Source organism: Symplocastrum torsivum (assembly GCF_059505465.1).
This window is the reverse complement of record NZ_JCACKQ010000026.1, coordinates 29,457-52,597: the sequence shown is the minus strand read 5'-3', so window position 1 is coordinate 52,597 and position 23,141 is coordinate 29,457. Positions and strand designations below refer to the sequence as shown.

General features: G+C 46.0%; 17 protein-coding genes and 1 tRNA gene. 10 read left to right on the top strand and 8 right to left on the bottom strand.

What is annotated here, in order from left to right; genetic code table 11:
* Positions 1-187: 187 nt before the first annotated feature.
* Positions 188-337, bottom strand: coding sequence for a plasmid mobilization protein (locus AC5JL3_RS09055; protein WP_496074170.1), 150 nt, complete (start codon positions 335-337; stop codon positions 188-190).
* A gap of 61 nt (positions 338-398) precedes the next feature.
* On the opposite strand from AC5JL3_RS09055, the gene AC5JL3_RS09050 reads away from it, so the two are divergent.
* Positions 399-1,745, top strand: a complete 1,347-nt coding sequence (locus tag AC5JL3_RS09050; RefSeq protein WP_496074169.1) for an RNA-guided endonuclease InsQ/TnpB family protein — start codon at positions 399-401, stop codon at positions 1,743-1,745.
* Here AC5JL3_RS09050 and AC5JL3_RS09045 read toward each other — a convergent pair.
* The 5 genes from AC5JL3_RS09045 to AC5JL3_RS09025 all read right to left on the bottom strand — a co-directional run bounded on the left by AC5JL3_RS09045 (position 1,644) and on the right by AC5JL3_RS09025 (position 7,402).
* Positions 1,644-2,978 (bottom strand): DUF2330 domain-containing protein, encoded by a 1,335-nt coding sequence (locus AC5JL3_RS09045; RefSeq protein WP_496074168.1) that lies wholly within the window; start codon positions 2,976-2,978, stop codon positions 1,644-1,646. The two genes, AC5JL3_RS09050 and AC5JL3_RS09045, sit on opposite strands and share 102 nt — an antisense overlap.
* 130 nt (positions 2,979-3,108) lie before the next feature.
* Positions 3,109-4,416, bottom strand: coding sequence for a DUF2330 domain-containing protein (locus AC5JL3_RS09040; protein ID WP_496074167.1), 1,308 nt, complete (start codon positions 4,414-4,416; stop codon positions 3,109-3,111).
* 26 nt (positions 4,417-4,442) lie between these two features.
* Positions 4,443-5,378 (bottom strand): RnfABCDGE type electron transport complex subunit D, encoded by a 936-nt coding sequence (locus AC5JL3_RS09035; protein ID WP_496074166.1) that lies wholly within the window; start codon positions 5,376-5,378, stop codon positions 4,443-4,445.
* Positions 5,379-5,646: 268 nt separating this feature from the next.
* Entirely contained in the window at positions 5,647-6,579 is a 933-nt protein-coding gene (locus tag AC5JL3_RS09030; protein WP_496074165.1) for an alpha/beta fold hydrolase, read from the bottom strand.
* 97 nt (positions 6,580-6,676) lie between these two features.
* Positions 6,677-7,402 carry a hypothetical protein gene (locus tag AC5JL3_RS09025; protein ID WP_192222526.1) on the bottom strand — a complete coding sequence of 242 codons (726 nt, stop codon included), beginning with the start codon at positions 7,400-7,402 and terminating at the stop codon, positions 6,677-6,679.
* Between the two features lie 607 nt (positions 7,403-8,009).
* On the opposite strand from AC5JL3_RS09025, the gene AC5JL3_RS09020 reads away from it, so the two are divergent.
* The 4 genes from AC5JL3_RS09020 to prmC all read left to right on the top strand — a co-directional run bounded on the left by AC5JL3_RS09020 (position 8,010) and on the right by prmC (position 10,754).
* Entirely contained in the window at positions 8,010-8,531 is a 522-nt protein-coding gene (locus AC5JL3_RS09020) for a GNAT family N-acetyltransferase (protein WP_192222525.1), read from the top strand.
* 67 nt (positions 8,532-8,598) lie between these two features.
* Positions 8,599-8,672: transfer RNA gene (locus tag AC5JL3_RS09015), tRNA-Pro, on the top strand.
* 313 nt (positions 8,673-8,985) lie between these two features.
* Complete coding sequence (locus tag AC5JL3_RS09010; RefSeq protein ID WP_192222511.1) at positions 8,986-9,789, top strand: Tic22 family protein; 804 nt, start codon at positions 8,986-8,988, stop codon at positions 9,787-9,789.
* A gap of 29 nt (positions 9,790-9,818) precedes the next feature.
* Positions 9,819-10,754 carry a peptide chain release factor N(5)-glutamine methyltransferase gene (gene prmC, locus AC5JL3_RS09005; protein ID WP_496074164.1) on the top strand — a complete coding sequence of 312 codons (936 nt, stop codon included), beginning with the start codon at positions 9,819-9,821 and terminating at the stop codon, positions 10,752-10,754.
* Positions 10,755-10,988: 234 nt separating this feature from the next.
* On the opposite strand, the gene AC5JL3_RS09000 is transcribed toward prmC, so the two are convergent.
* Positions 10,989-12,170, bottom strand: coding sequence for an alpha/beta fold hydrolase (locus tag AC5JL3_RS09000; RefSeq protein ID WP_496074163.1), 1,182 nt, complete (start codon positions 12,168-12,170; stop codon positions 10,989-10,991).
* A gap of 396 nt (positions 12,171-12,566) precedes the next feature.
* On the opposite strand from AC5JL3_RS09000, the gene AC5JL3_RS08995 reads away from it, so the two are divergent.
* Positions 12,567-12,938 (top strand): translation initiation factor, encoded by a 372-nt coding sequence (locus AC5JL3_RS08995; protein ID WP_496074162.1) that lies wholly within the window; start codon positions 12,567-12,569, stop codon positions 12,936-12,938.
* A 76-nt stretch (positions 12,939-13,014) separates the two neighbouring features.
* On the opposite strand, the gene alr is transcribed toward AC5JL3_RS08995, so the two are convergent.
* A complete protein-coding gene (alr, locus tag AC5JL3_RS08990) occupies positions 13,015-14,223 on the bottom strand; it encodes an alanine racemase (RefSeq protein WP_496074161.1) in 1,209 nt (402 codons plus the stop codon).
* Between the two features lie 38 nt (positions 14,224-14,261).
* Here alr and AC5JL3_RS08985 point away from each other — a divergent pair, with 38 nt between their 5' ends.
* The 4 genes from AC5JL3_RS08985 to AC5JL3_RS08970 all read left to right on the top strand — a co-directional run bounded on the left by AC5JL3_RS08985 (position 14,262) and on the right by AC5JL3_RS08970 (position 23,138).
* A complete protein-coding gene (locus tag AC5JL3_RS08985; protein WP_496074160.1) occupies positions 14,262-14,522 on the top strand; it encodes a hypothetical protein in 261 nt (86 codons plus the stop codon).
* A 196-nt stretch (positions 14,523-14,718) separates the two neighbouring features.
* Positions 14,719-18,813, top strand: coding sequence for a PAS domain S-box protein (locus tag AC5JL3_RS08980; protein WP_496074159.1), 4,095 nt, complete (start codon positions 14,719-14,721; stop codon positions 18,811-18,813).
* A 237-nt stretch (positions 18,814-19,050) separates the two neighbouring features.
* A complete protein-coding gene (locus AC5JL3_RS08975; protein ID WP_496074158.1) occupies positions 19,051-22,062 on the top strand; it encodes a GAF domain-containing hybrid sensor histidine kinase/response regulator in 3,012 nt (1,003 codons plus the stop codon).
* A complete protein-coding gene (locus tag AC5JL3_RS08970) occupies positions 22,059-23,138 on the top strand; it encodes a diguanylate cyclase domain-containing protein (RefSeq protein ID WP_496074157.1) in 1,080 nt (359 codons plus the stop codon). Before AC5JL3_RS08975 ends, AC5JL3_RS08970 begins: the two co-directional genes overlap by 4 nt.
* Positions 23,139-23,141 lie beyond the last annotated feature (3 nt).

Sequence of the window (23,141 nt, the reverse complement as noted above, 5' to 3'; positions counted from 1 at the left end):
CATTAACCAAGACTATGCTTACTACAAGTACTGTCATTCTAGTCCAAGGGACAATTCATCAATTGCCCCTTCTCAAACATTGATAACCCCAAAATCTTGAGTAATGGACTGGCGCTCTAGAGGTACAACAGCTTATAAGGAACAAGCCTGAAAACCCTCTCTATGAGAGAGGAGGGATGAAAGGGAGTTAGCAGGATTTATCCTGCGTTGGTTCAGGGAAACGAGCGATTAAACTTCTAATTAGTTCCGATTGGGTCATACCACGTCTAGCGGCTTCTTCTTTAAGTTGCCGTTTTTCGTATTCAGTGACTCTTAAAAATATTTTCTCTGTTTTCATCCAAGCGTCCTGTCAAGTAGCTATACATTTAGTATAATAAAACCAAGGAGGGGAAAACAAGATGCGAGTTCTCGAATACAAAATCAAAGCAAAGCCAAGTCAGTACAAGGCTATTGAGGAAGCTATCAGAACGGTGCAATTCATCAGAAACAAAGCCATTCGTTACTGGATGGACGCGCCTAAAGATGCCAAAATCAATCGATTTGCTTTGAACAAATATTCGACAGAATTACGCAATGAGTTCTCATTTGTAAAAGACCTCAACTCAATGGCAGTACAAGCTGCTGCTGAACGTGGATGGCTGGCAATCTCTCGGTTTTACGATAGCGTAGCGGTAGCGAGTCTACGAGCGTCTAACTGCAAGTCTAAGAAATCTGGTAAGAAAGGCTTCCCACGTTTTCAGAAAGACAACCGTTCTGTAGAGTACAAAACATCAGGCTGGTCACTCCATAAAACTAAGCGACGCATCACAATTACTGACAAAAAGGGAATTGGTGAACTGAAGCTTTTAGGTAAATGGGATGTCCATCAATACGATGTCAAATCAATCAAACGAGTTCGTTTAGTCCGACGTGCTGATGGGTATTACTGTCAGTTTGCGGTAGATGTCGAATGTGTTGATATTCAACCCCCCACGGGTCAGTCTGTTGGTTTGGACGTGGGCATTGAATCGTTTTACACTGACTCGAATGGGCATCAAGAACCCAATCCTAAATTCTTGAGGAAGGCTGAAACCGACATCAAACGGGTGCAGCGTCAAATCTACAAGAAGCAAAAAGGGTCATCAGGTCGCAAGAGAGCAAGGGCTAAGTATTCCAGAAAACACTTGAGAGTAAGTAGGCAACGGAATGAACACGCTAAAAGACTAGCGCGTAACGTATGTATGTCTAACGACATCATCGCCTATGAAGACTTAAGAGTAGCGAATATGCTCAAGAACCACTGTTTAGCAAAATCAATTGCTGATGCTAGTTGGTATCAGTTCAGGCAGTGGCTAGAGCATTTTGCTACCAAGTTTGGGAGACTAGCTGCTGCCGTAAGCCCGCAGTACACAAGCCAAGAGTGCAGTCAGTGTAAGGTGATTGTCAAGAAATCGCTCAGCACTCGTACTCATATTTGTTCGTGTGGCTGCGTTCTTCACAGGGATACCAACGCAGCAAGAAATATTTTGCTCAAAGCAACTACCGGAGGGCATCCGGGAAGTAACGCTAGTGGAGATGGAGCCTCTACGCTACTTGGGGCAACCCTGGTAGAGCAAGTTCTGTCTGTGAAACTAGAATCCCCTCGGATGAGAGCCAGGGGAGTGTCAATAAGGCAAAACATTTTGCCACCAAGGAGCCGATTGACTTTGAGAAAGATTAGCTTTCTTTCTAATATCTTGAGCATTCCATCCGGTCAACTTAGCTAAAGTCTGTATTTCCTTTTCTAATCGTTGGTTCAACGACCGCTGATATTGTCGAGCCGCAGGGCAACTTACATTTTCTGTAAAGGGTGAAGCAACAAACGGATGGCGTAAAATATATCGTCCTTGGAATTGTTGGCGATTTGACGTTTCTTGAAACATCAAATCTTCTGGAAACTTATCTCGTGTATAGCGAACATGGAGACGGGTAAGAAAAACATTACTGGGGGTGTTTGGTCTAAGCCAAAAAACACCTGATTTCCTCAGTTCTTCTGGACTTAGCGGGTCAGTGGAACAAGGGTCACACCAACCTATGTCCCAAGCGTACTCCCGAAAAGCGACCTTCTTACCTTCCTGAGTATAGGCTGTTTGGAATATTGCGTTGTAGAAATCACCAAACTCGTTTTTAACGAAGACAGGTATCTCCGCATCTGAGGGAATATTAACAGTTCGGTAGTTTGTAATCTCTGCCTGACCTTGAGGGGATAATACATAAATAATCAAATCCTGCTCAGTTGTTGCATTCATCATGCCTAAGCGAATCGGCAACATAAATTTAGGCGATTCGTAAGCCATCTGAATCGGTCGCAGGAATTGATAACCAGCTTCTTTAAACTCTTCGAGATTAACCTTAGCAACGAAGAATTTCATATTCTGGCGGATGTAGGGTCGAAGTAGCTGATTTGCCCCTTGGGGAATCCGGTACCCGTTACGGTTGAGCCAGGTTTCTAGACCATTGGATTCCTTAGCACTGAGAATAACAATGTCATATTCCCCTACGGAAAAACGGGCTTCTACCGTTACACCTAAGGCATTATCGGCTGCTGAAGATTGGAGTGCGACATCCCCGCCATCCCCTCCTCTAGTTGCGCCACCTACTCTATTTACAGGAGGAGGACTACAGGGGTCGGGGTCAAAATATTCTACGAGTCGAGGGGCACTAAAAGCATCAAGCCGTTCGATAATCTTAGGGTCACCAACATTGACTTGGTCTTGTTGGAGAACTACAGGCACTGGGACAACAAGTGCAAAATCTTTAACCTCTCCTTGATAATCATTTGCCATCGTGAGGATAGTGCGATCGCCATTACGAGCAATAACGACTTGAGACGCTTGATTGTAAAGCTTTGTATCTGCTTTTGCCACATAAAACCCACAAAATGCCCAAGCTGTTGGAGCAAAGCTAATAACAATCACCAACGCTAGCAGTAACATTACTAAAAGCCGAAATTGCTTCATCGCACCTCCTCAAGATAAGAAAAATTCAGATTTGGACTAACAGATGAAATTGATCTGATTAGTAGTTCAGCCTCCTAGGCGCACAAGTCTTGCGCCCTTACTATTGGCACTACTGCCTAAGTCAATACCCTCAATGCCAAACATTTCGCCACCAAAGAGTTTGCTGATCGGAAGTAGTGACACTGGTTTTCTTGCGGATATCCTGAATATTCCACCCTGTTAGTTTCGCTAAAGTCTGAGCCTCTTGTTCAAATCGTTGGCTCAACGACCGTTGATACACTCGCCCAGCTCGGCACGTCATCTCCTCTGTAAAGGGATGACGCAAAATATAGCGACCCTGAAACTGTTGACGGTTTGACGTTTCTTGAAACATCAAATCTTCTGGAAATTTATCGCGAGTGTAGCGAACATGCAAACGAGTAATAAAAACATTATTAAGCATATTTGGCGTGAGCCAAAATACTCCTGCCTTCCTTAGTTCTTCTGGATTCAGAGGGTCAGCCGAACAAGGGTCACAGCTACCCATATCCCAGGCATACTCCCGAAAGGCTACTTTCTTCCCTTCACGAGTGTATGCGGTTTGGAACATTGCGTTGTAAAAATCACCAAACTCATTCTTGACGAAGATGGGTATCTCCGCATCCGAAGGCACATTTACAGTGCGATAGTTCGTAATCTCTGCCTGACCCTTCGGCGATAGCACATAGACAATCAGGTCTTGTTCAGTGGTCGCATTCATCATGCCTAGACGAATCGGCAGCATAAATTTTGGCGATTCGTAAGCCATCTGGATGGGACGCAGGAATTGGTAGCCAGCCTTTTCAAATTCTTCGAGATTGACCTTGGCAACGAAGAATTTCATGTTTTGCCGGATGTAGGGTTGAAGTAGCTGATTTGCCCCTTGTGGAATCCGATAACCGTTGCGGTTTAGCCAGGTTTCTAAACCGTTAGATTCCTTAGCACTGAGAATAACAATGTCATATTCCCCGACTGAAAAACGAGCTTCTACCGTTACACCCAAAGCACTCTCATCTGTACGACTTCCTGCATCTCCCATCGGTTCTGGAGAGCGCACCTGAGCCTGCCTTCTAGGAGGATTACAGGGGTCTGGGTCAAAATATTCTACGAGTCGAGGGGCACTAAAAGCATCAAGCCGTTCAATAATTTTGGGTTCTCCAACGTTCACTTGGTCTTGCTGGAGAACGACAGGCACTGGTACCACAAGCGCAAAATCTTTAACCTCCCCTTGATAATCATTTGCCATCGTGAGAATAGTGCGATCGCCATTACGAGCAATCGCAACTTGAGACGCTTGATTGTAAAGCTTTGTATCAGCTTTTGCCACATAAAACCCACAAAATGCCAAGGCTGTTGGAGTAAAACCAATAACAATCACAACAGCTAGCAATAGGCTAATCAGGACACGAATAAACTTCATGACAAACTCCTATGAGGTGATTAAGTTCAGGCTCTAGAATATTGCTCAGACTCTCGCTCAGTTGCTACTTCAATACAACGGCTATCTGCATTGGAAACCGTTGATAACCAAGAAAACTGGGGTGCAGACCAAATAACATCCAACAGCACACTTAAAGGTGAAAGAGCAAACAAAGCCCAGAAGACTCCACTAGAAACAAAGAAGTAGTTTCGCAAAATAAAACTGAGGATAGCGATACACCCAGCCCAAACTAATCGACCAATCCGTGCCTTAGGAATTGAGCGAGGGTCTGTAATCATAAATAGGGCAAACAATAACAAAGAACCGCTCATTAATCGGTGGCAATAGACATCCCAAGCCCAACCTAGCCATAGATTCCGAATCGCTTCAAGTAATGCATAAGTACCTAAAAACGCTGCTGTTGTATCCCAGCGACCTACACGTTTTAAGACCATACCTCCAGTACCTAAAAACAACAGGGCATACCATCCATCATCTCCCCACTGTCCTGGAGAAACCCAAGCATCATTCGTAAAGATGAGAGCAGCAATTATGCCAAAGTTTGCAGGATTAAAAAAATGCTTGCGCTCAACTTGAAATAGAAATTTACTGAGGATTGCTAAGGAACCTGCCAGAATCATTGTGGTGTAATGATCAGCCCGCAGAAGTAAGCTCAAACCTAAAGCGGTAATCATTGCACTCTTGAGTGAAGCCAGTTTAAAAAAAGTGATAAAAGCAGGATTGCTTTTATCAATAAGTTCTGACTTTTTTGTCAGCAGATTTAGAAGCTTTCCTTGAGAATTTTCTAAGACAAATATCGCTAACCACTGAGTCAGAAGACAGGTAACTATCACAACTAAAATCAAGTCAGGTCGTAATGTCCAGTCTCTTGTTCCAATACCTAAAAATAAGAAGAGTGAGAGAAACAGTATTTGGTAATTTCGGGGATCTTGTCGCAGCATTACCCACCTAGTACAGAAGATGACGTTTGTCTTTGTCCTCAATTTAGGTAGGGTAGGGAGGAAAATAGTTGCAACTGTTGCCTAACTTAACGAAACGAGTTTCACTTGACACAATTGGTAGGATTTCACCCGACCCTTAACGGCATTGGATTCAAAGATGACAACTGTTGCTAATATGTCTCGTCTTAAGTCCTCAGGCAGAACAGTTACACAAAGCGTAACCATCTCTTACGTGTTTGCCATCCCCAGAGGATTTTGTGCAAGTTCTCTAATTCTCGGATTTGACACTATCGTAGCTAGTAATAATCTTACGAATTTGAATACTAACGGCATCTGGCTGCTCTACCATTGCCATATGTCCACAACTAGGAATTTCAATCACATTCTCCCCACAGCCTTGAAAGAGCTTGTGAAAGCTGGCGAGATGGCGTACATATTTGGGTTCCATAACTGTATCTTTAGCACCAGCAATAAAATAAACTGGCTGCTGGAGTTGTGACACTACCTGAGGCAAACGGTGAACCTCAGCTTCTGTTGTGGAATCCAGTAAAGCTCTAAGCGCGGCTTCAGGGTGAGCAACAACGAAATCAATGATGCGCTGACGCCCCCATCGACGTTCCAAGGGGCGTGCAACCATAACTCGTGTAAACAACAAGTCAACTAAAGGGATGTAGCATAGCCAACGGGGGCGTCGTTTCAAAAACTCTTGACCCGCAGCCCGAAAGCGTTCAAATTCTTCTTTAAGATAAATACCACCCCCAGCATTAAGGCAAATGACTCCCTTAACACGCTCTGAGGCAACAGATGCTCCCCAGAGGGCAACGCTACCGCCTAGAGAGTGACCAATCAGCCATGCTTTGTCAATGTTTAGCTCTTTGAGCAGAACACCTAAATCAGCCGCATAGGCAGCTAGGGTGTAGCGAGAGGTTGATACCTCCCCAGTATTCAACTTGTTTAGTAATTCAGTGTCAGGGTTTGAGCGTGTCCTGTGAGTTTTATCTACTGGGGGCTGAGACTCCCCAAAGCCTCGCAGATCATAAATTAGGCATTGATAATCAGGTGCCAACCTATCAATTAAGGGTTGCCAGTAGCTACGGCTCAAAAGCCAGCCGTGGATGAAAACAAGGACGGGAGAAGAGGGTTCAGTGGGAGGTGTTAATTCGTAGGCGTGGGGCGCTCCCAAAATATTAATGGTTGCCATACTTTCATCCTATCGGAGAATGAGTACTGGGGCTGTCATGGGAGTGGAGAAGAAGAGAAGGGAGATCAGGAGGGCAAGGAAGCAGTTCTCTCAATTCCTAAAATCGGCGCCCTAGTAATCGCTGCCGCACACTTTCGGCAATTTTTTGACCCAAATACTCAGGAATTAAGCTTTCGTTAGGTCCGAGTAAGTACAAAATCAGACGAGTTCGTCCGCGCCATACAAGCAAATTAGCATTGACGACTAGTAAATCTTCTTGCCAGATAGCGTACATCACTTTGTAAAATAAGCCAGGTTGGTTGTCTGCTTCGATCAACAGCGCTGGGAGGTGGAAAACAGGATCGACATAAAATTCTGTTTCTACCTGCTCCAAACCAGCGTCGAGATTAAACTCTACGGCTAGCATTTCTTCTACTTCAAAACGCCCTGCCAAAGCTTCGCGAACAGCGCGGCAGACATTTTCTGCTGTTTTATTAGTTAGGGCTTTGCTGCCACGAGATACAACTAGCTTGATAAATACCAGCATGGGTGGAGTGATTTGACCATAGAGGCTGAGACTGTGAATCGTCAGCCCATAGGCAGCCAGAACACCAAAGATGTCACTCAGGAGAAAAGACTGGTTACGGTAAGCAAAATGCAGGGCACTTTTAGAGCCTTCTGGTTTTAGCTCGATTACCGCACGTTTAGTTTTGTAAAGCCGATAGGCAAGCCTGAGGTTTTGTAGTTGGATTTCACTACTGACAAACTGCTCATAGAACTGAGGAAACGCCCGATTGAAGCGCTTCAGTAGCTCTAGTGTGGATGATTTTAAACCCGCAGCCATAAGTAGGGGAAGATGCGAACTGAGGAATGAAGTCGGCTTAAGCGATCGCTTTTGTCAAAGCTTTTTGCTAGAGAAATGCCAAAAACACTTCTTAGAGAAGAAGCTGCTATATCTGGATTAATCTCTCACAAATCCTGCTCAATAGCCTCAGTCTAACTAAAGAAGGTCTTTTCCTGGAGTTTCCTTCTTTGCTAGATGAAAGAAGCATCCTAGCATCTTCAGGCAGTCTCGGAGGATAACCAGATTGCACTTTCTGATTTTTTAAGGCATCTTATGGCAGGACAAGAGAAAACAATCTAGCTCTTGTGTTATTATCAAGTTCACGAAGTTTTGGCGAGATTTGGTGCGATAAGAATTCTTAAAAATTCTCAGTTCATACCAAAGACACAGGGCGGTATGTGAAACTAGCAGCCATTAATCGCTGCGTAGACAGCATAAACCTGACAAAAGTTCAACAAGCCCACTCTTGGTTGTCCCTCTGGGGTTTGGGATACACTTCATATATAGTCAAGTTTGAACTCTACAGAGTAGAACATCTATCCGTAAGGAAAAGAAGTCCTGCAAAACTGTGGAGCGCAACGTATGAAAATGCCACAGCTGCACCTGCATGGGTTTTTGGAAAAGCTTTTTTAGCAGTTCTGACGCTGCCTCGCCACAGACACAGTTGGAAGGGGATGCAGTGGAAGGGACGATCGATCGCACCGATGGTGGTTCTCGCATATTTTTCAGTACAGAGCGAGAACTAGACCTTTATGAATTAGAAGAACTTTGTGATGCCGTTGGTTGGTCTCGGCGTCCTATGCGAAAAGTTAGAAAAGCTATTCAGCATAGTTTCCTGGTGGTTTCGATGTGGCAGCAACGAGGTACCACTAGACGCCTCATCGGCTTCGCTCGTGCAACATCTGACCATGCGTTCAATGCCACAATCTGGGATGTAGTGGTTCATCCAGAATTCCAAAGTAAAGGATTTGGTAAGGCGTTGATGAAGTACATGATCAAGAAACTGCGGAGTGAGGACATCAGTAATATCACTCTATTTGCAGACCCTCATGTTGTGAATTTCTATCGAAGAATGGGCTTTATGGCAGACCCAGAAGGCATCAAAGGTATGTTCTGGTATCCAGATTGAGTGTTAGGATTGTGAGGAACTTGACACACAAGAGCAAAAAGCAAGTTATACTAGCTAGGTATGCAAACGGGATGTAGCGCAGCTTGGTAGCGCGCCTGCTTTGGGAGCAGGATGTCGCAGGTTCAAATCCTGTCATCCCGATTTAAATTTTCTTGATTTCAGAGCTAAGACCCTAACGTTGGGTTTGAGCGTTTTAATTCACTGACCATCAAGATAGTGGATGGAACATTCGATATTGAACAGAGTCAGGAAAATTGACCCAAAAAAAAGGGTCACTGTAGAGTTACTAAAAAATTAAGAGTTAACGGTGGAAATTAGCCCGCAAAATCGATAGGGTGGAAAAATCTGAATTGGATGCAGTGAGTTCACTAAATCGTCTCAATATGTCATCCTATTGCGAGAGCGGTATTCTATTGTGACGAGGTATCTAAGGTCAAACGCTGAGGTAATTTTGATGAAATCATTGGTTCGCTTGAGCGCAATATTAGGTTTAGTCGGGAGTGCGCTGATAGGCTCCTTCTCTACAGAAAATCTGCGGGCGCTAGCATTGACAGAAGATCAGGTTTTTCAAAAGCTGCGCTCTGTACCTGTCTTTACTGTCACTGATGCACAAGGGTCACCTCTAGTAGCCTCAGTGCCACAGGGACAGGGACAAAACCAAAATCAAGCTGTGTCAGTTGCAGGTGTCTTTATTAGCCAACGGGATGCTCAAAGTTTTGTTGAGCGGTTGAAGGCGGAAAGTCCTGAACTGGGCAGAACTGTGCAAGTTGTGCCTGTCTCGCTAGGGGAAGTTTACCAGCTAGATCGAGAAAATCAGAACAAGCCACAAGGCTTGGATTTTGCCTTCATTCCTGTGCAGCAGCAGGTACAGTCAGCACAGGCATTGATGACCCAAAGTGGTCAGCAAGCGCAACAATTCCAAGGTACACCCTTGTTTGTCGCGAAAGGTGGTGAAGATCAGGGGTATTTAACGATTCAGCAGAATGGTCAGCAGGTTATTCCTTTCTTCTTTGAGAAAGAGCAATTGCAGGGATTGGTAGACCGCTTTAAGCAGCAACAGCCGAACATGGCATCCACAGTCAAGGTGGAAGCTGTGACTCTGGAGGGCGTAATTCAGACCTTGCAAAGTAGCAATAATGAGCAGTTGAATAACATCGTACTTGTGCCATCGCGGGAATCTTTAGAATACATACGTGGTCTCTCCGCTTCTCAAGGTTCACAGCAAGCTCCTGCTGCACCTCAACGTCCACAGCAATAAGGTAAGGATGTAAGGTTTGGGCAGTCGTGATGCTAAAAAAGAGTTTTAAAAGCCAAAACTCTCCAGCATGTCCTGTTGTAACAGGAGTGGAACTCTGGCAGTGGCGTCACGATGCCCAAAAATCTGCTGTGGAGGTGGGGATTCCTAGTGCAGAAGTAGACTGGCTGTTGCAAGAAGTGGCTGGGCTTGACTCGCTGACGCTACGTTTAGAGTCCTTCAAAGCGCGATCGCAAATTGAATTACGATATCCTCTGTCGGTACTATCCCAGCTATGGCACCGACGTCTTTATGAGCGATTGCCAATTCAATACCTGGTTGGAGTGACCCCTTGGCGTCATTTTTCCCTAAACGTTTCACCTGCTGTCCTAATTCCTCGCCCAGAAACAGAATATCTGATTGACTTAGCTGTGGAGGCTGTGAAGAATAGTCCAACTCCACAGCTAGAATCGGGGCATTGGGCGGATTTAGGAACTGGCAGTGGTGCGATCGCACTTGGGCTGGCAGATTCGTTTAAAACTGCCACAATTCACGCTGTTGATTACAGTACTGAAGCTTTAGCCATTGCTCAACTTAATGCTCAACAGCTCGGCTTGCAAGAGCGAATTCAGTTCCATCAAGGTTCTTGGTGGGAACCCCTCGACGCTCTTAAAGGTCAGGTGAGTGGCATGGTCGCAAACCCTCCTTACATCCCCAGCAGTTGGCTACAAGAGCTGCAACCAGAAGTGCGTGACCATGAACCGCATCTCGCCCTTGACGGTGGTATTGATGGTCTAGATTGCATTCGGCAGCTAATTGAAATCTCGCCGAATTATCTGCGTTCTGGTGGTATCTGGTTAATTGAAATGATGGCAGGGCAAGCTGATACCGTTGTCCATCTGCTGCATCAGCAAGGTAGTTATTGCCAGGTTCAGATAGTTCCAGATTTAGCAGGTATTGACCGCTTTGCTCTTGCTTATCGGACTTAGGACGAATGGCACTCTTCTTAAGCGAAAAGTAATCGTTTGTTGGAAAAACCCGGATTGGGGGACGTTGCCCCCCAAACCCCCTCCTCACTAAAGCTCCGGTGGGGGCAGAGTGCCGCCCCCAGTCCCCCTGCACAAGGTGTTATATCGGTACTGATGAAAGGGCAGTTTAAGGGAGATGAGAGAGTAATTTCTATCCCACCTTCCCCATCTCCCTCCCTCTCCAACTCCCCAACTTCATGAATTAAGCGGTGGCACCTGCGGTAAGTTAGGATCTTGCTCCAGATTACTCATGTTGCCAGCATTGATCGCACCAGTACATAGAAAGTGGAAGGTTTCCTGGTAGAGACTTTGCCAAAAACGATTCGTCATTCCTTGGCTAACAATCGTTGAGTCTACCATTGGATGTGGCACCAAATCACTAGCAGGATAGAGATAGCAGGAATGCCCCTTGTTCTTGCCACCGATCGCTTCAAAAAAGTCTAGGTTAGTCTGAACATGGGCGGCATCTTCATTTTCTGTCAGAGGCAGAAACGTGGGAATGTTCTTTAGGACACTGATGTTTTTCGGTTGCCGCACAAACGTACCAAATCGAGCGGCTGCTGTAAATGCGCCTACAGGAAAACGTAGAGAGGGGTCCCAACCTGTCTCACTGATATCCAAGGGACCCGCCAAATTAATATATCGCTCACGCTGTGGGTCATAAACCTTCAGCAGTGGTGCAAAGGCAACGACTCGCTTAATGCGGTCTGGTCTAGCAGCGGCTAGGGCAAGTGCGGTTGCACCACCAACTGATAACCCCACTGTGAAAATTGGTCCAGGCATCGCCCCTAGTTCTGCCAGACGTGCTTGTGCATCCGTCAAAAAATCCATGTGAGACGAATCAAAGTAGCGCTCAAAGTTCGGGTCAGTCTCATTTTCTGCGGCTGCCACAATCTCCAATAAACGCGGCTCAAGCATCAGTAGCCGTGCTACCAAGGCAGCTTGTTGTTGAGGACTAGGGCTTTGAGAATCCGGTTGTGCGGCAAAATTGGCTAAGTAATTTTGTAACACAGGGTCTTGCTGCACCTTCTCCCGCAAGGGATTCAGAATCTCAGGCTTGAGATCGACTTGGGGCCAATATTTCGCGGCAGGGAGAAAGGTATGGTTAGCTAGGGTTGCCTGATAGACATTAAATCCATTCCGAAACAAGTAGTCCGCTAGACGCCACATCTGATGAGGAACACCACTGAAGCCATGAAAGATGAGTACTGTACCGCGAACGGCTTGTCCAGCGTCGTGGAACAAATAGTAGGGGTAGGAACCGGCTCGACGGTCTGGATGGATGTCAATACTGTGGATATGGTTGTCAATTCTCTGTCGAGTTTGGCTTAGTTGTTCGCGGCTAGGGGTCGAAGTGGTGTTCAGAGTTGTACTCATGATGAATGAATCCTGGTGGGTAGCAGTATGGCTGTGCTTTAAGGAAGTGTGGTATCGAGCTATTCTCAAGGTACGGTGAACGAAAGCGATCACAATTCATGCAGTCGCTTCAATCAACTGGATGATTGTTTTTAGCTCTGAGGAATTAGTCCAAAGCAGTGATAGCCGCTTGATGTACCTGTGTTATGAATCCGCAGTATCGGATTCGAGCTTAAGTGAATACTCTTGGTGTTCAAGGGACATCTCCTATGATCAGGATGGTTTAGAGGACTGCCTCCAAACAGAAAAGGAAAAGGTTCAAGAGAAATTCACTCTACTTCCTGTTTAGAGGGAACAGATCGGGACAGTAGAATTGCGCTTAGTTAAGTAAAATTGCTGTTAGAGACATTACTAGATATGGCTTCATCAAAATCCAAAAATAAGTCTTCCGACTCGCATTCTTCTGGCAATCGAATTGTCTATAGTGAGTTTGGTTCTACTAGCACTCCCGCTGCTGTTGAACGCTCTGTTCAGGAACTACCGCCTAACCAGCAAAATCTAAGAGTCCAAGCTTCACGTAAGGGTCGTAAGGGAAAAACAGTAACAGTAATTACTGGTTTTCAAGTTAAACCTGAAACCTTAACTCAGCTACTCAAACAACTCAAAAATCAGTGTGGTAGTGGTGGCACAGTTAAGGACGATAGCCTTGAAATTCAAGGTGACCATACTCAGAAGCTTGTTGAAGTTCTGATACAGCTTGGTTACAAAGCGAAAATTAGCGGTGGCTAAGCCGTTAGCGCTAACGACTAATTTGCCTAATCTGGACGGGCTTTCCAGCCCGTCCTACAAGCAAGAAATATGCTTCTTATTTAGCAACAGCTACACGCGGTAAGCGATGCTTGAAGCTACAAAGAATTTCCCAAGAAATTGTTCCCAACGATTGTGCCCAATCATCAGCGGAAATTTGAGCAGTTCCATCCTGTCCGATTAGCGTTACGACTTCCTCGGTTTGTAAGTCGGGAATTGCACTAACATCAAGCATTAGTTGATCCATTGTAATCGCCCCAATTTGCGGCACCTGTTGACCTCGGATGAGTACTTTCATCTTGTTGGAGAGGTTGCGAGGGATGCCGTCAGCGTAGCCAATCCCAACAACGGCAAGGCGCAGTTCTCGATCAGCAATGAATTGGTAACCGTAGCTGACACCCGTTCCAGGGGGAATTGTTTTGACTTGGGTTACCCGTGCTTTTACCTGCATCACTGGCTTAAGGTCAACTACAGGTCGCAAATGTTCAGCGGGGTAAAGTCCATAAAGGGCAAGCCCTACCCGTACTAAATCGTAGTGCAATGCTGGGTCAGCGAGGGTGGCAGCCGAGTTCGCGAAGTGCAAACTAGGGGGAGTGATACCCGCTTTATGAAGCTGAGCGATCGCTTCTTCAAACCGCTGATGCTGTAATCTCATCACTGTAGGGTCAGGACTGTCAGCCGTAGCTAGATGAGAGTAGACACTCTTTATTTCCAGATAAGCCAACCGCTGTACCAATTGCACGAACTGCGTTGCCTCTTGCCAGGGCATCCCTAAGCGTGACATTCCCGTGTCTAGCTTTAGATGCACTGGCAGTGTTGTTTTCAACTCCCCAAGCGTTTCCGAAAACACTAATGCTTGCTGGGGAGTACAAATCGTCGGTTGCAACTGCCAATGTGCGATCGCCTCAATTTGCGCTGGCGTATTCGTCGCCCCCAAAAGCAAGATTGGTGCTGAAATTCCAACTTCCCGAAGTTGAATTCCTTCGGGCAATGTAGCAACACAAAGTCCAGCCGCACCCGCTTCTAGCGCCGTTTGGGCAACCATCACTGCACCATGACCATAAGCATCTGCTTTCACCACCGCCATCAGTTGCGTCGGGTGAGTCAAAAGCGTCTTCAGTTGCCGTACATTATCGGATAATGCCCCATGATCAATTTCAACCCAAGCCCGTTGACAAAGCCCGCCTCTGGCTTCGTCAGTGTTCTTGAGCGTTTCTTCACGCTGTCTAGGCGTAACATCCGTAGTTGGCTTTAGTTCTTGCATCATTCTTCACTCCTCAATCACTCACAACGAGCGGTGGCGTTATGCTAGTCCTTCATCAGGGTGGGAGGCAACACTACGGCATCGTTCTTGGTCAGTTGTCAGTTGATCTTAAATCAGGCTTATCGCAAGTCAATCAATTTGAGGAGGCTGGTATCGGTGATTTATTTCCGGATAAAGCACCAGCTATAGGAAAAGCAACAGATAACTGCTGTTTTATCAAATATTTTGTCCTGCAAATTTCTCTACCTGTAGGAAAGTTTATAGTCTATTTAAGCTCAGCTCTAATAATTCGTGGATTTTGATGAATTCAGAAATGATGAGCTATGAATGAGGAAAGTTCACTTCGCAAACTACCCTTTTACATTTGTGGTGCGTAGTAATTCCAACAACATCTAGTTATCCGGTTAATAGTTTTGGATTTACAAATTAAAAACTCTACTGTCTTACTCATTCATCCCTACAACTCTTTTAAAAACGACGGTTAGAAATTTTCTCAACATGATCCTGACTCGAAATCGGTTTTGGCGATACTTAGTTGCTGTACTTAGCACCTTACTTATTGCGAGCATTGCTGTTTGGGAAGCGGCTGTCGGTATTGGTCTTTTCATTACCGAAGCTCACGATAGGACTGAGACCGTTTTACTCCTACAAATTTCGATGGACGTTGTAGCGGTAACGGCGCTTGTCTTGGCAGCGACAGTAACAGAACGAGCAACAATGGCAGAGTTGTTACAAATCAGCGAAGCCAAATATCGCCATATTTTTGAATACGCGGTTGAAGGTATCTTTCAGGCGACACCGGATGGACGATACCTGAGCGTGAACCCATCGCTGGCAAGGATTTATGGCTATGAATCTCCCGCTGAACTGATTGCTAGTTTGACCAATATCAGACACCAACTTTACGTTGACCCTTCAGCGTCTAACGAGTTAACACGACGGCTGCATGAGGATGATGCGGTGTCGGCATTTGAATCACAAATTTATCGCAAAGATGGCACGGTGATTTGGATTTCGGAAAATGTGCGTGCTGTCCGTGATGCTAAGGGCATTATCCTCTACTACGAAGGCACGGTTGAAGATATCACGAAGTACAAGCAGACTCTTGAGGAACTGGCAAGAAAGAATGCTGAGCTGGAAAATCGTGTTGAAGAGCGAACAGCGGCTTTAAGGGCATCAAATCATCAACTGCGATGTGAGGTGATTGAACATAAACAGGCAGAAATTGCCCGAAGGGAGAGCGAAGAAAAGCTAAGAGCCTCTCAGCAACGGCTGTCTCTCCTGATTCAGCACACTCCTTTGGCGGTAGTGGAATGGAATACCGAGTTTGAAATTGTTGATTGGAACTCTGCTGCACAAGCAATTTTTGGCTATACCAAAGCTGATGCCTTAGGGTGTGATGTTGCCGAATTGATTATGCCTGAAAGTGCTATTCAACAGGTGAGGCAAATCAAAGAAGACCTTTTGTCCGGCAAAGGTGGCAGGCACTCTTGCCATGAAAGTCTGAAAAAAGATGGTAGCGCTATTGTTTGTGAGTGGTATCATACACCCCTGATTGATGCTCAAGAAAATGTCCTCGGAGTTGCTTCTATGGCACTGGACATCACTGAACGCCAGAAATCCCAAGAAGCCCTACGAGAGAGTGAGGAGCGGTTTGCTCTGGCGATTCAAGCGAATAACAGTGGGCTTTTTGATGTCAACCTGAAGACAAACACCTACTATTATTCACCACAATATCGTCAACTGATTGGCTCCCCTTTGGACAGGGATGGTGTCCACTTTGACCAATTTATAAAATGGGTTCATCCTGACGACGTGGAGGCAGTAAAAGCCTGTTGGGAGGAAATTTTTGTTGGTCAAAGATCGCAGTGGGATTTAGAGTTTAGAGTCCTTCACTCGGAGGGTTCAGTTCCCTGGATACTCTCACGCGGTTTGGTGATTCGGGACGGAACGGGTGAGGTAGTGCGTTTGGTAGGGACTCACACCGATATTAGCGATCGCAAACAAGTGGTATCGTCACTACGCGCCAGTGAAGAACGCTTTCGCCAACTCGCAGAAAACATTGATGAAGTTTTCTGGATGAGTTCGCTAGAACCCCACCAGTTAATCTACGTTAGCCCTGCTTATGAGAGGATTTGGGGGCGCACCTCACAAAGCTTGTATCAACAGCCATGTTCTTGGTTAGAGGCAATTCATCCGCTTGATCGCGATCGCATCTTCGCTGCCTTGAAATACCAAAGGCAAGGACAGTATGACGAAGAGTATCGGATCGTCCGACCAGACGAGTCAATCCGGTGGATACGCGATCGTGTCTTTCCGATCCATGATGAACAAGGGTCAGTTTACCGTTTAGCTGGGATTGCCGAAGACATCACAACTCGCAAGCAAGCTGAAGCCGAATTACACTGCCAAACTCTACAACGGCAGCTATTTGCGGAAATTACTCTCAAAATCCGTCAGTCGCTGGAACTCGAAGCGATTCTCGAAACCACGATTACAGAAGTACGGCGTATTCTCCAAGTTGAGCAAGTTTTAGTCTACCAACTCCGATCGGATGGTTCGGGAACGATTCTTACCGAGGCGCTAGTGACTGATTTTCAGAGCATCTTGGGGGAGGATATCCACGAACTCTCCCTGGCTGAATCCTCGCTACAACCCTATGGCAAGGGAGGAAAGCGTAACAGTACCCTTTATCAAGCTGAAGTGCCAAGCGGCTATCTCGAAATGCTCCAACCGTTTGATGTAAAAGTCAACTTGGTCGTGCCGATTCTCCAACGGGACGTACTCTGGGGCTTGCTAATCGCTCGTCAGTGTGATGGTTCCAGGCAGTGGGAGGCTTTCGAGACGGAACTCTTACGCCAACTTGCTGACCAAGTGGGGATTGCCTTAGCTCAAAGCCAACTCCTTGAACAAGAAATCACAACAAAACAGCAATTAGCTGAGCAAAATCTCCACCTAGAGCAAGCTAAACGAGACGCTGAAGCAGCTAATCGTGCCAAAAGCGAGTTTTTGGCAAACATGAGTCATGAATTGCGTACCCCCTTGAATGGCATTTTGGGATATACCCAAATCCTCAAACGAGAATCATCACTTAGCGTTAAGCAACAACAAGGCTTAGACATCATTCAGCAGTGCGGCGAACACTTGCTCACTCTGCTCAATGACATCCTCGACCTCTCGAAAATCGAAGTTGGGAAAATGGAACTCTATCCTAGTGAATTTTCCTTTCCCCACTTTCTAGAAAACCTGGTCGAAATCGTCCGCATCCATGCCGAACAAAAAAACATCACCTTTCGTTACGAGAAGCTCTCAGAACTGCCTAGTGGCGTGATAGGTGATGAAAAACGCTTGCGGCAAGTCCTAATCAACCTCCTGGGTAATGCCGTCAAATTCACCGATGTCGGTGGAGTAACCTTCAAAGTTGGCTATGTAGGAGGGGATGGGGAATCGGGAATCGGGAATCGGGAAGAGGATATCCCCTTGGGAAGACAGTCTGATTCCGAGAACAACTCTACAGAATCTCCCTACATTTGGGCATCTTCCCAATCCCCCAACCAGTCTGCACTTCCTTTCTCGGAAGAACCGGACGTAAACCAGCGTCACCCAATCCCCCATTCCCAATTCCCAATCCCCAATTCCCCATTCCCAATTCCCCCAACTTACAAAATGCGCTTCATTGTCGAAGACACAGGTATCGGCATGGCAGCAGAGCAATTAGCCGAAATCTTTTTGCCATTCCATCAAATTGGCGACACTTGCCGTCGGCATAACGGCACTGGATTGGGCCTTGCTATTAGCCAACGGTTAGTTCAGTTGATGGGGGGCAAACTAGGAGTAAAAAGCACACTCGGTCAAGGTAGCGTTTTCTGGGTGGATTTAGATTTGCCGCAAGTATTGGATTGGCAGGATATAGCTGTTGCTAATAAAAAAGCGATCGCAGGCTTTCAGGGTCGTGCGCGTAAAGCCTTAATTGCTGATGACAAGTGGGAAAATCGTTCTGTCCTTGCCAATCTCCTCTTACCCTTGGGGTTTGAGGTGATTGAAGCCGTAGATGGTCAAGATTGTCTTTATCAGGCACTAGCAACCAAGCCTGACGTAATTTTTATGGACTTGATGATGCCAAGAATGGGCGGGTTGGAAGCAACTCGCCAACTTCGGCAATCACCTGAGTTGAAAGATGTTGTTGTACTTGCGACATCCGCCAGTGTCTTTGAGTACAAGCAGCAGGAGTGCTTAGCCGCAGGCTGCAATGGTTTTATTCCCCAGCCTGTACAAGCCGAAAATTTATTTAGGCAGTTAGAGGTGCATCTGGGGCTGGAATGGATTTATGAAGAGAAAAAAGGGGAAAAGCTAGAGGTTCCTCTTAGCTCAGTAGAAAACACTCTTGTTCCCCCACCCCCCTCAGAACTTGCCATCTTGTACGACCTTGCGATGATGGGCGATATCAAAGGTATCAGTGAACAAGCCAAACGCCTTGAACAGTTAGATGAGAAATTCGTCCCGTTTGTCAAACAAATCTGTGATTTAGCCCAACGTTTTCAAGAAAAACAAATTCTGGAGCTTGTAAAAAAATATTTGGTAGAAAAAGAATAAGTATTTTCACGTAAGCTAACCTCCCCAATCTATGTTACCTACAATTAGAAACGGCTGTAATTCCCTTGATTTAGCTTTCTTTTGAATCAAGCAGAAGTAATCTGTTTAAAATTAAAGCAATTCTAGGAATAATCCTAAGCCCTACTTAGCAAACGCGAGAATGAAGAGGAAGAAGCGATCGCAAGAATTTGAGAAGAAAGAAATATGTGTTAGATAGAGGAAATTAGGGTTCATCAGATGGGAGAAGAGACATTGCGGGAAAATCAACCGTTCGCTCAAAAGATTGCCCAGATAAATCTGAATCTTGACCATAGCTTTGGATTCATTGGACTCCTGACAACGGATGGCACCCTCCTTGAAGCAAACCAAACACCAGCCAATGCCACTGAGCAGAAACTAGAAGAGGTAATCAATCGTCCGTTTTGGGAAGCCAAGTTGTGGACGATTTCTCCTCAAACTCAGGAGCAAGTGCGTCAAGCGATTGCAATAGCGGCGACGGGGAAGTTCGTGCGTTATGACGTAGATGTCAAGGGAACAGATGATGTCATAATCACCATTGATTTCTCGCTCAAGCCGTTGAAAGACGCAACCGGGCAAGTCGTAAAATTAATGGCTGAAGGTCGTGACATCCAAGAATGCGAACGAAAAAAAACCTTGTTATCAGGACAAAATCATGTCCTCGAAATGATTGCTAAAGGTGCAAAGCTCTCTGAAATTCTGACTCGCCTTACGCAGTTAATTGAGCAGCAATCTCCAGGATGCCGATGCTCCTTCCTCCTACTCGACAAAAATGGCGTAAATCTACGGCACGGTGTTGCTCCCAATCTTCCAGAATCTTATAACCAGGTACTCAATGGACTGACGATTGGCGCAGTTGCGGGTTCGGAGGGTACGGCTGCCTATCGAGGGGAACCTGTAATTGTCAACGATATTGCAATTCACCCCTTATGGAAGGATTTTCGGGAGTTGGCACTTTCTCATGGACTGAGAGCCTGTTCATCTTGGCCAATCTTCTCCACCGAGGGGAAGGTGCTGGCTACATTTGCGATGTACTACAGTGAACCCCATACCCCCAACCATTATGAGCAAGAACTAAAGACGATTGCCACACAACTTGCCAAAATCGCGATCGAGCGCTCTTGTGAACAGGACGATTTACTTCGCAGCAATGTCATGCTCAAAGCCCAACAAGAAGCAGCTATTGATGGCATTTTAGTGTTTGACGAAAATCGTCGAGTTGCTTCGTACAATCAGCATTTTTGTGAGTTGTGGCATATTCCTATTGAATTTATCCAAGCTAGCGATGAGCAACAACTGCGGCCGTGGCTAATGTCTCAACTAGAACACCCGCAGGAATTTTTCAAGATAGAGGATTTCTATACTCATCCCACGAAAACAAGCTACAACGAATTTAAACTCAAGGATGGACGCATTATTGAGTTTTACTCGGTTTCGGTGTGTTCTCCCTCAGGAAGTTGCTACGGCCGAATTTGGTACAACCGAGACATCACCGAACGGAAACAAGCAGAGATTGTCCTCAAACAAGCTAAGGTTGCCGCTGAAGTCGCTAATCGTGCTAAAACCGAATTCTTGGCAAACATGAGCCATGAATTGCGTACCCCCTTGAACGGCATTTTGGGATACGCCCAAATCCTCAAACGAGAACCGAGTCTAGGGACTAAACAACAGGAACAAGTCGGCATCATTCAGCAGTGTGGCGAACACTTACTTACCCTGCTCAACGACATCCTCGACCTCTCCAAAATCGAAGCCAGGAAAATGGAACTCTACCTGAGTGATTTTAACTTGCCTCAGTTTCTGGAGAGCATCGTCCAAATTGTCCGTATCGGTGCCGAACAAAAAAATATTTTCTTTCGTTATCAACCACTGTCCACTCTACCTTCCCGTGTGATGGGAGATGAAAGACGCCTGCGGCAAGTCTTGATTAACCTCCTAGGCAATGCCGTCAAATTCACCGATGCAGGTGGGGTAACGTTTAAAGTTGGCTATGCAGGAGGGAATGGGGAATCGGGATTAGGGAATCGGGAATGGGGAATCGGGAATGGGAAAGAGGATAGCCCGATAGGAAGACAGTCTAATCCGGAGAACATCTCTATAGAATCTCCTTACATTTGGGCATCTTCCCAGCCCTCAATCCCCAATTCCCAATCCCCAATTCCCAATTCCCAATCCTCAATCCCCCCTACTTACAAAATGCGCTTCATTGTCGAAGACACAGGTATCGGGATGGAACCAGAGCAATTAGCCGAAATCTTTTTGCCGTTCCATCAAATTGGCGACCCAACGCGCCGGGTTGAAGGGACTGGGTTAGGTCTGGCAATTAGCCAAAAACTCGTACAGTTAATGGGTGCTGAGCTAAATGTTAAAAGCACATTAGGTCAAGGCAGCGTTTTCTGGCTGGATTTAGATTTACCTGCCGTTTCGGAATGGGCTGAAACCCCAAAGGTGGGCGTTGGTAATCACCTTGGGTTAAAAGAAGAGAAGTACAGGGTGCTCGTAGTGGACGATAAGTGGGAAAATCGGTCTGTTCTGGTTGACCTTCTCTCGCCTTTGGGGTTTGAAGTCATAGAAGCGATAGACGGTCAAGACTGTCTCAATCAGGTACTTGCAGTTAAGCCTGATGTGATTTTGCTTGACATGGTGATGCCGGGATTAGATGGTTTTGAGGTCGCAAGACGACTACGGCAGTTACCAAATCACAGAGATCTGATTATCATTGCCACATCAGCAAGTACGTTTGACGACGATCAAGAAAAGTCCTTGGTGGCGGGTTGTGATGGTTTTATCTCTAAGCCTGTTCAGGCTCAAAAGCTTTTAGAACAGCTAAGTCAGCATTTAGAGTTGGAACCGCTTGATGAAGCGTCTAGCCAACCGCTTCCAGAGTCCTTCGTTGACTCAAAAGGAATTGCGCCCACTCGCGCCAGGTTAGTTCCGCAAAACTCTCTTGCACAGGATTTTCTCGCTCAATCGCCCACTGCCTGTACAGTTTCCCAAAGCCTAAATGGGGAAGGGAATGTTCTTGTCGCTCCACCTACAGATGAAATTAATGCCTTGTATGAACTTGCCATGATGGGCGACATTCGAGGAATACTGGAGCAAGCCAAGAGAATTGAGCAATTGGATCAACAATTTATGCCATTTGCACAACAACTACGTCAACTGGCTAAGGGCTTTCAGGAAAAACAAATTCTAGAATTTGTGAGAAGGTATAAGGCGGAAAATGCATGAGTGTCCAACAGCCTGACAAAGGGACAATCCTGATCGTCGATGACAGCCCTAGCAGTTTGGAGGCGTTGTTTGATTTTTTGACGATGGCTGGCTTTCAAGTTTTAATGGCTCCCGATGGAGAAAGCGCTATTGAGAAAGTCAAACATACTTGTCCAGATGTCATTCTGTTGGACATAATCATGCCTGGGATTGATGGGTTTGAAACCTATCGCCGCTTGAAGGCGAATCAGTCAACTCAAGACATCCCAGTGATTTTTATGTCTGCCCTTTCCCAAACCTCTGTAGTCGTCAAAGGGTTTCAGCTTGGGGCGGTGGACTATATCACCAAACCGACTCAGCAGGAAATCATTCTTGCGCGTGTCACGACTCACTTAACGATCCAGAAGCTTCGGCGCAGTCTTCAAGCACAAAATGAGCAACTGCAACAGGAAATTCAGCAGCGTCATCAGGCAGAAGCCGCGCTACAAGAGGCTAATGAGGAACTCTCCAGATTAGCCACTCTAGACAGCTTGACTCAGCTAGCGAATCGGCGTCGATTTGATGAGTGCTTGAACCAATGGTGGCGTATCTTAGTTCGGGAGCAGTTGCCGTTGTCTTTACTGTTGTGTGATGTTGATTTTTTTAAGCTCTATAACGATAGTAGGGGTCATCAAGCGGGAGATGAATGTTTGCATCAGGTTGCTCAAGCGATGAAGCGTGCTGTCAAGCGTCCGGCTGATTTAGTGGCGCGTTATGGGGGAGAAGAATTTGCGGTGATTCTGCCAAACACGCATGGACAAGGTGCTCTCCAAGTTGCAGAACAAATTCGTTCCTCAGTGACAGCGTTGGCGATCGCTCATCCTAATTCCTCAATCAGCCAGTATGTCACGCTGAGTATCGGTGTTTCGTTTACGGTTCCCTGCCATAATTGCTGTCCAGAACAACTGATTGCGGTTGCTGATCAGGCACTGTATCGAGCCAAAGCGTCAGGACGCGATCGCGCTGTTTTTATCCGCTTTAGCCATACTCAAAATCTAGAACGTTGTGTTTACTGGAATACCACGGCAATACAGCAGCAAGCACAACAAAATCTCTAGGCT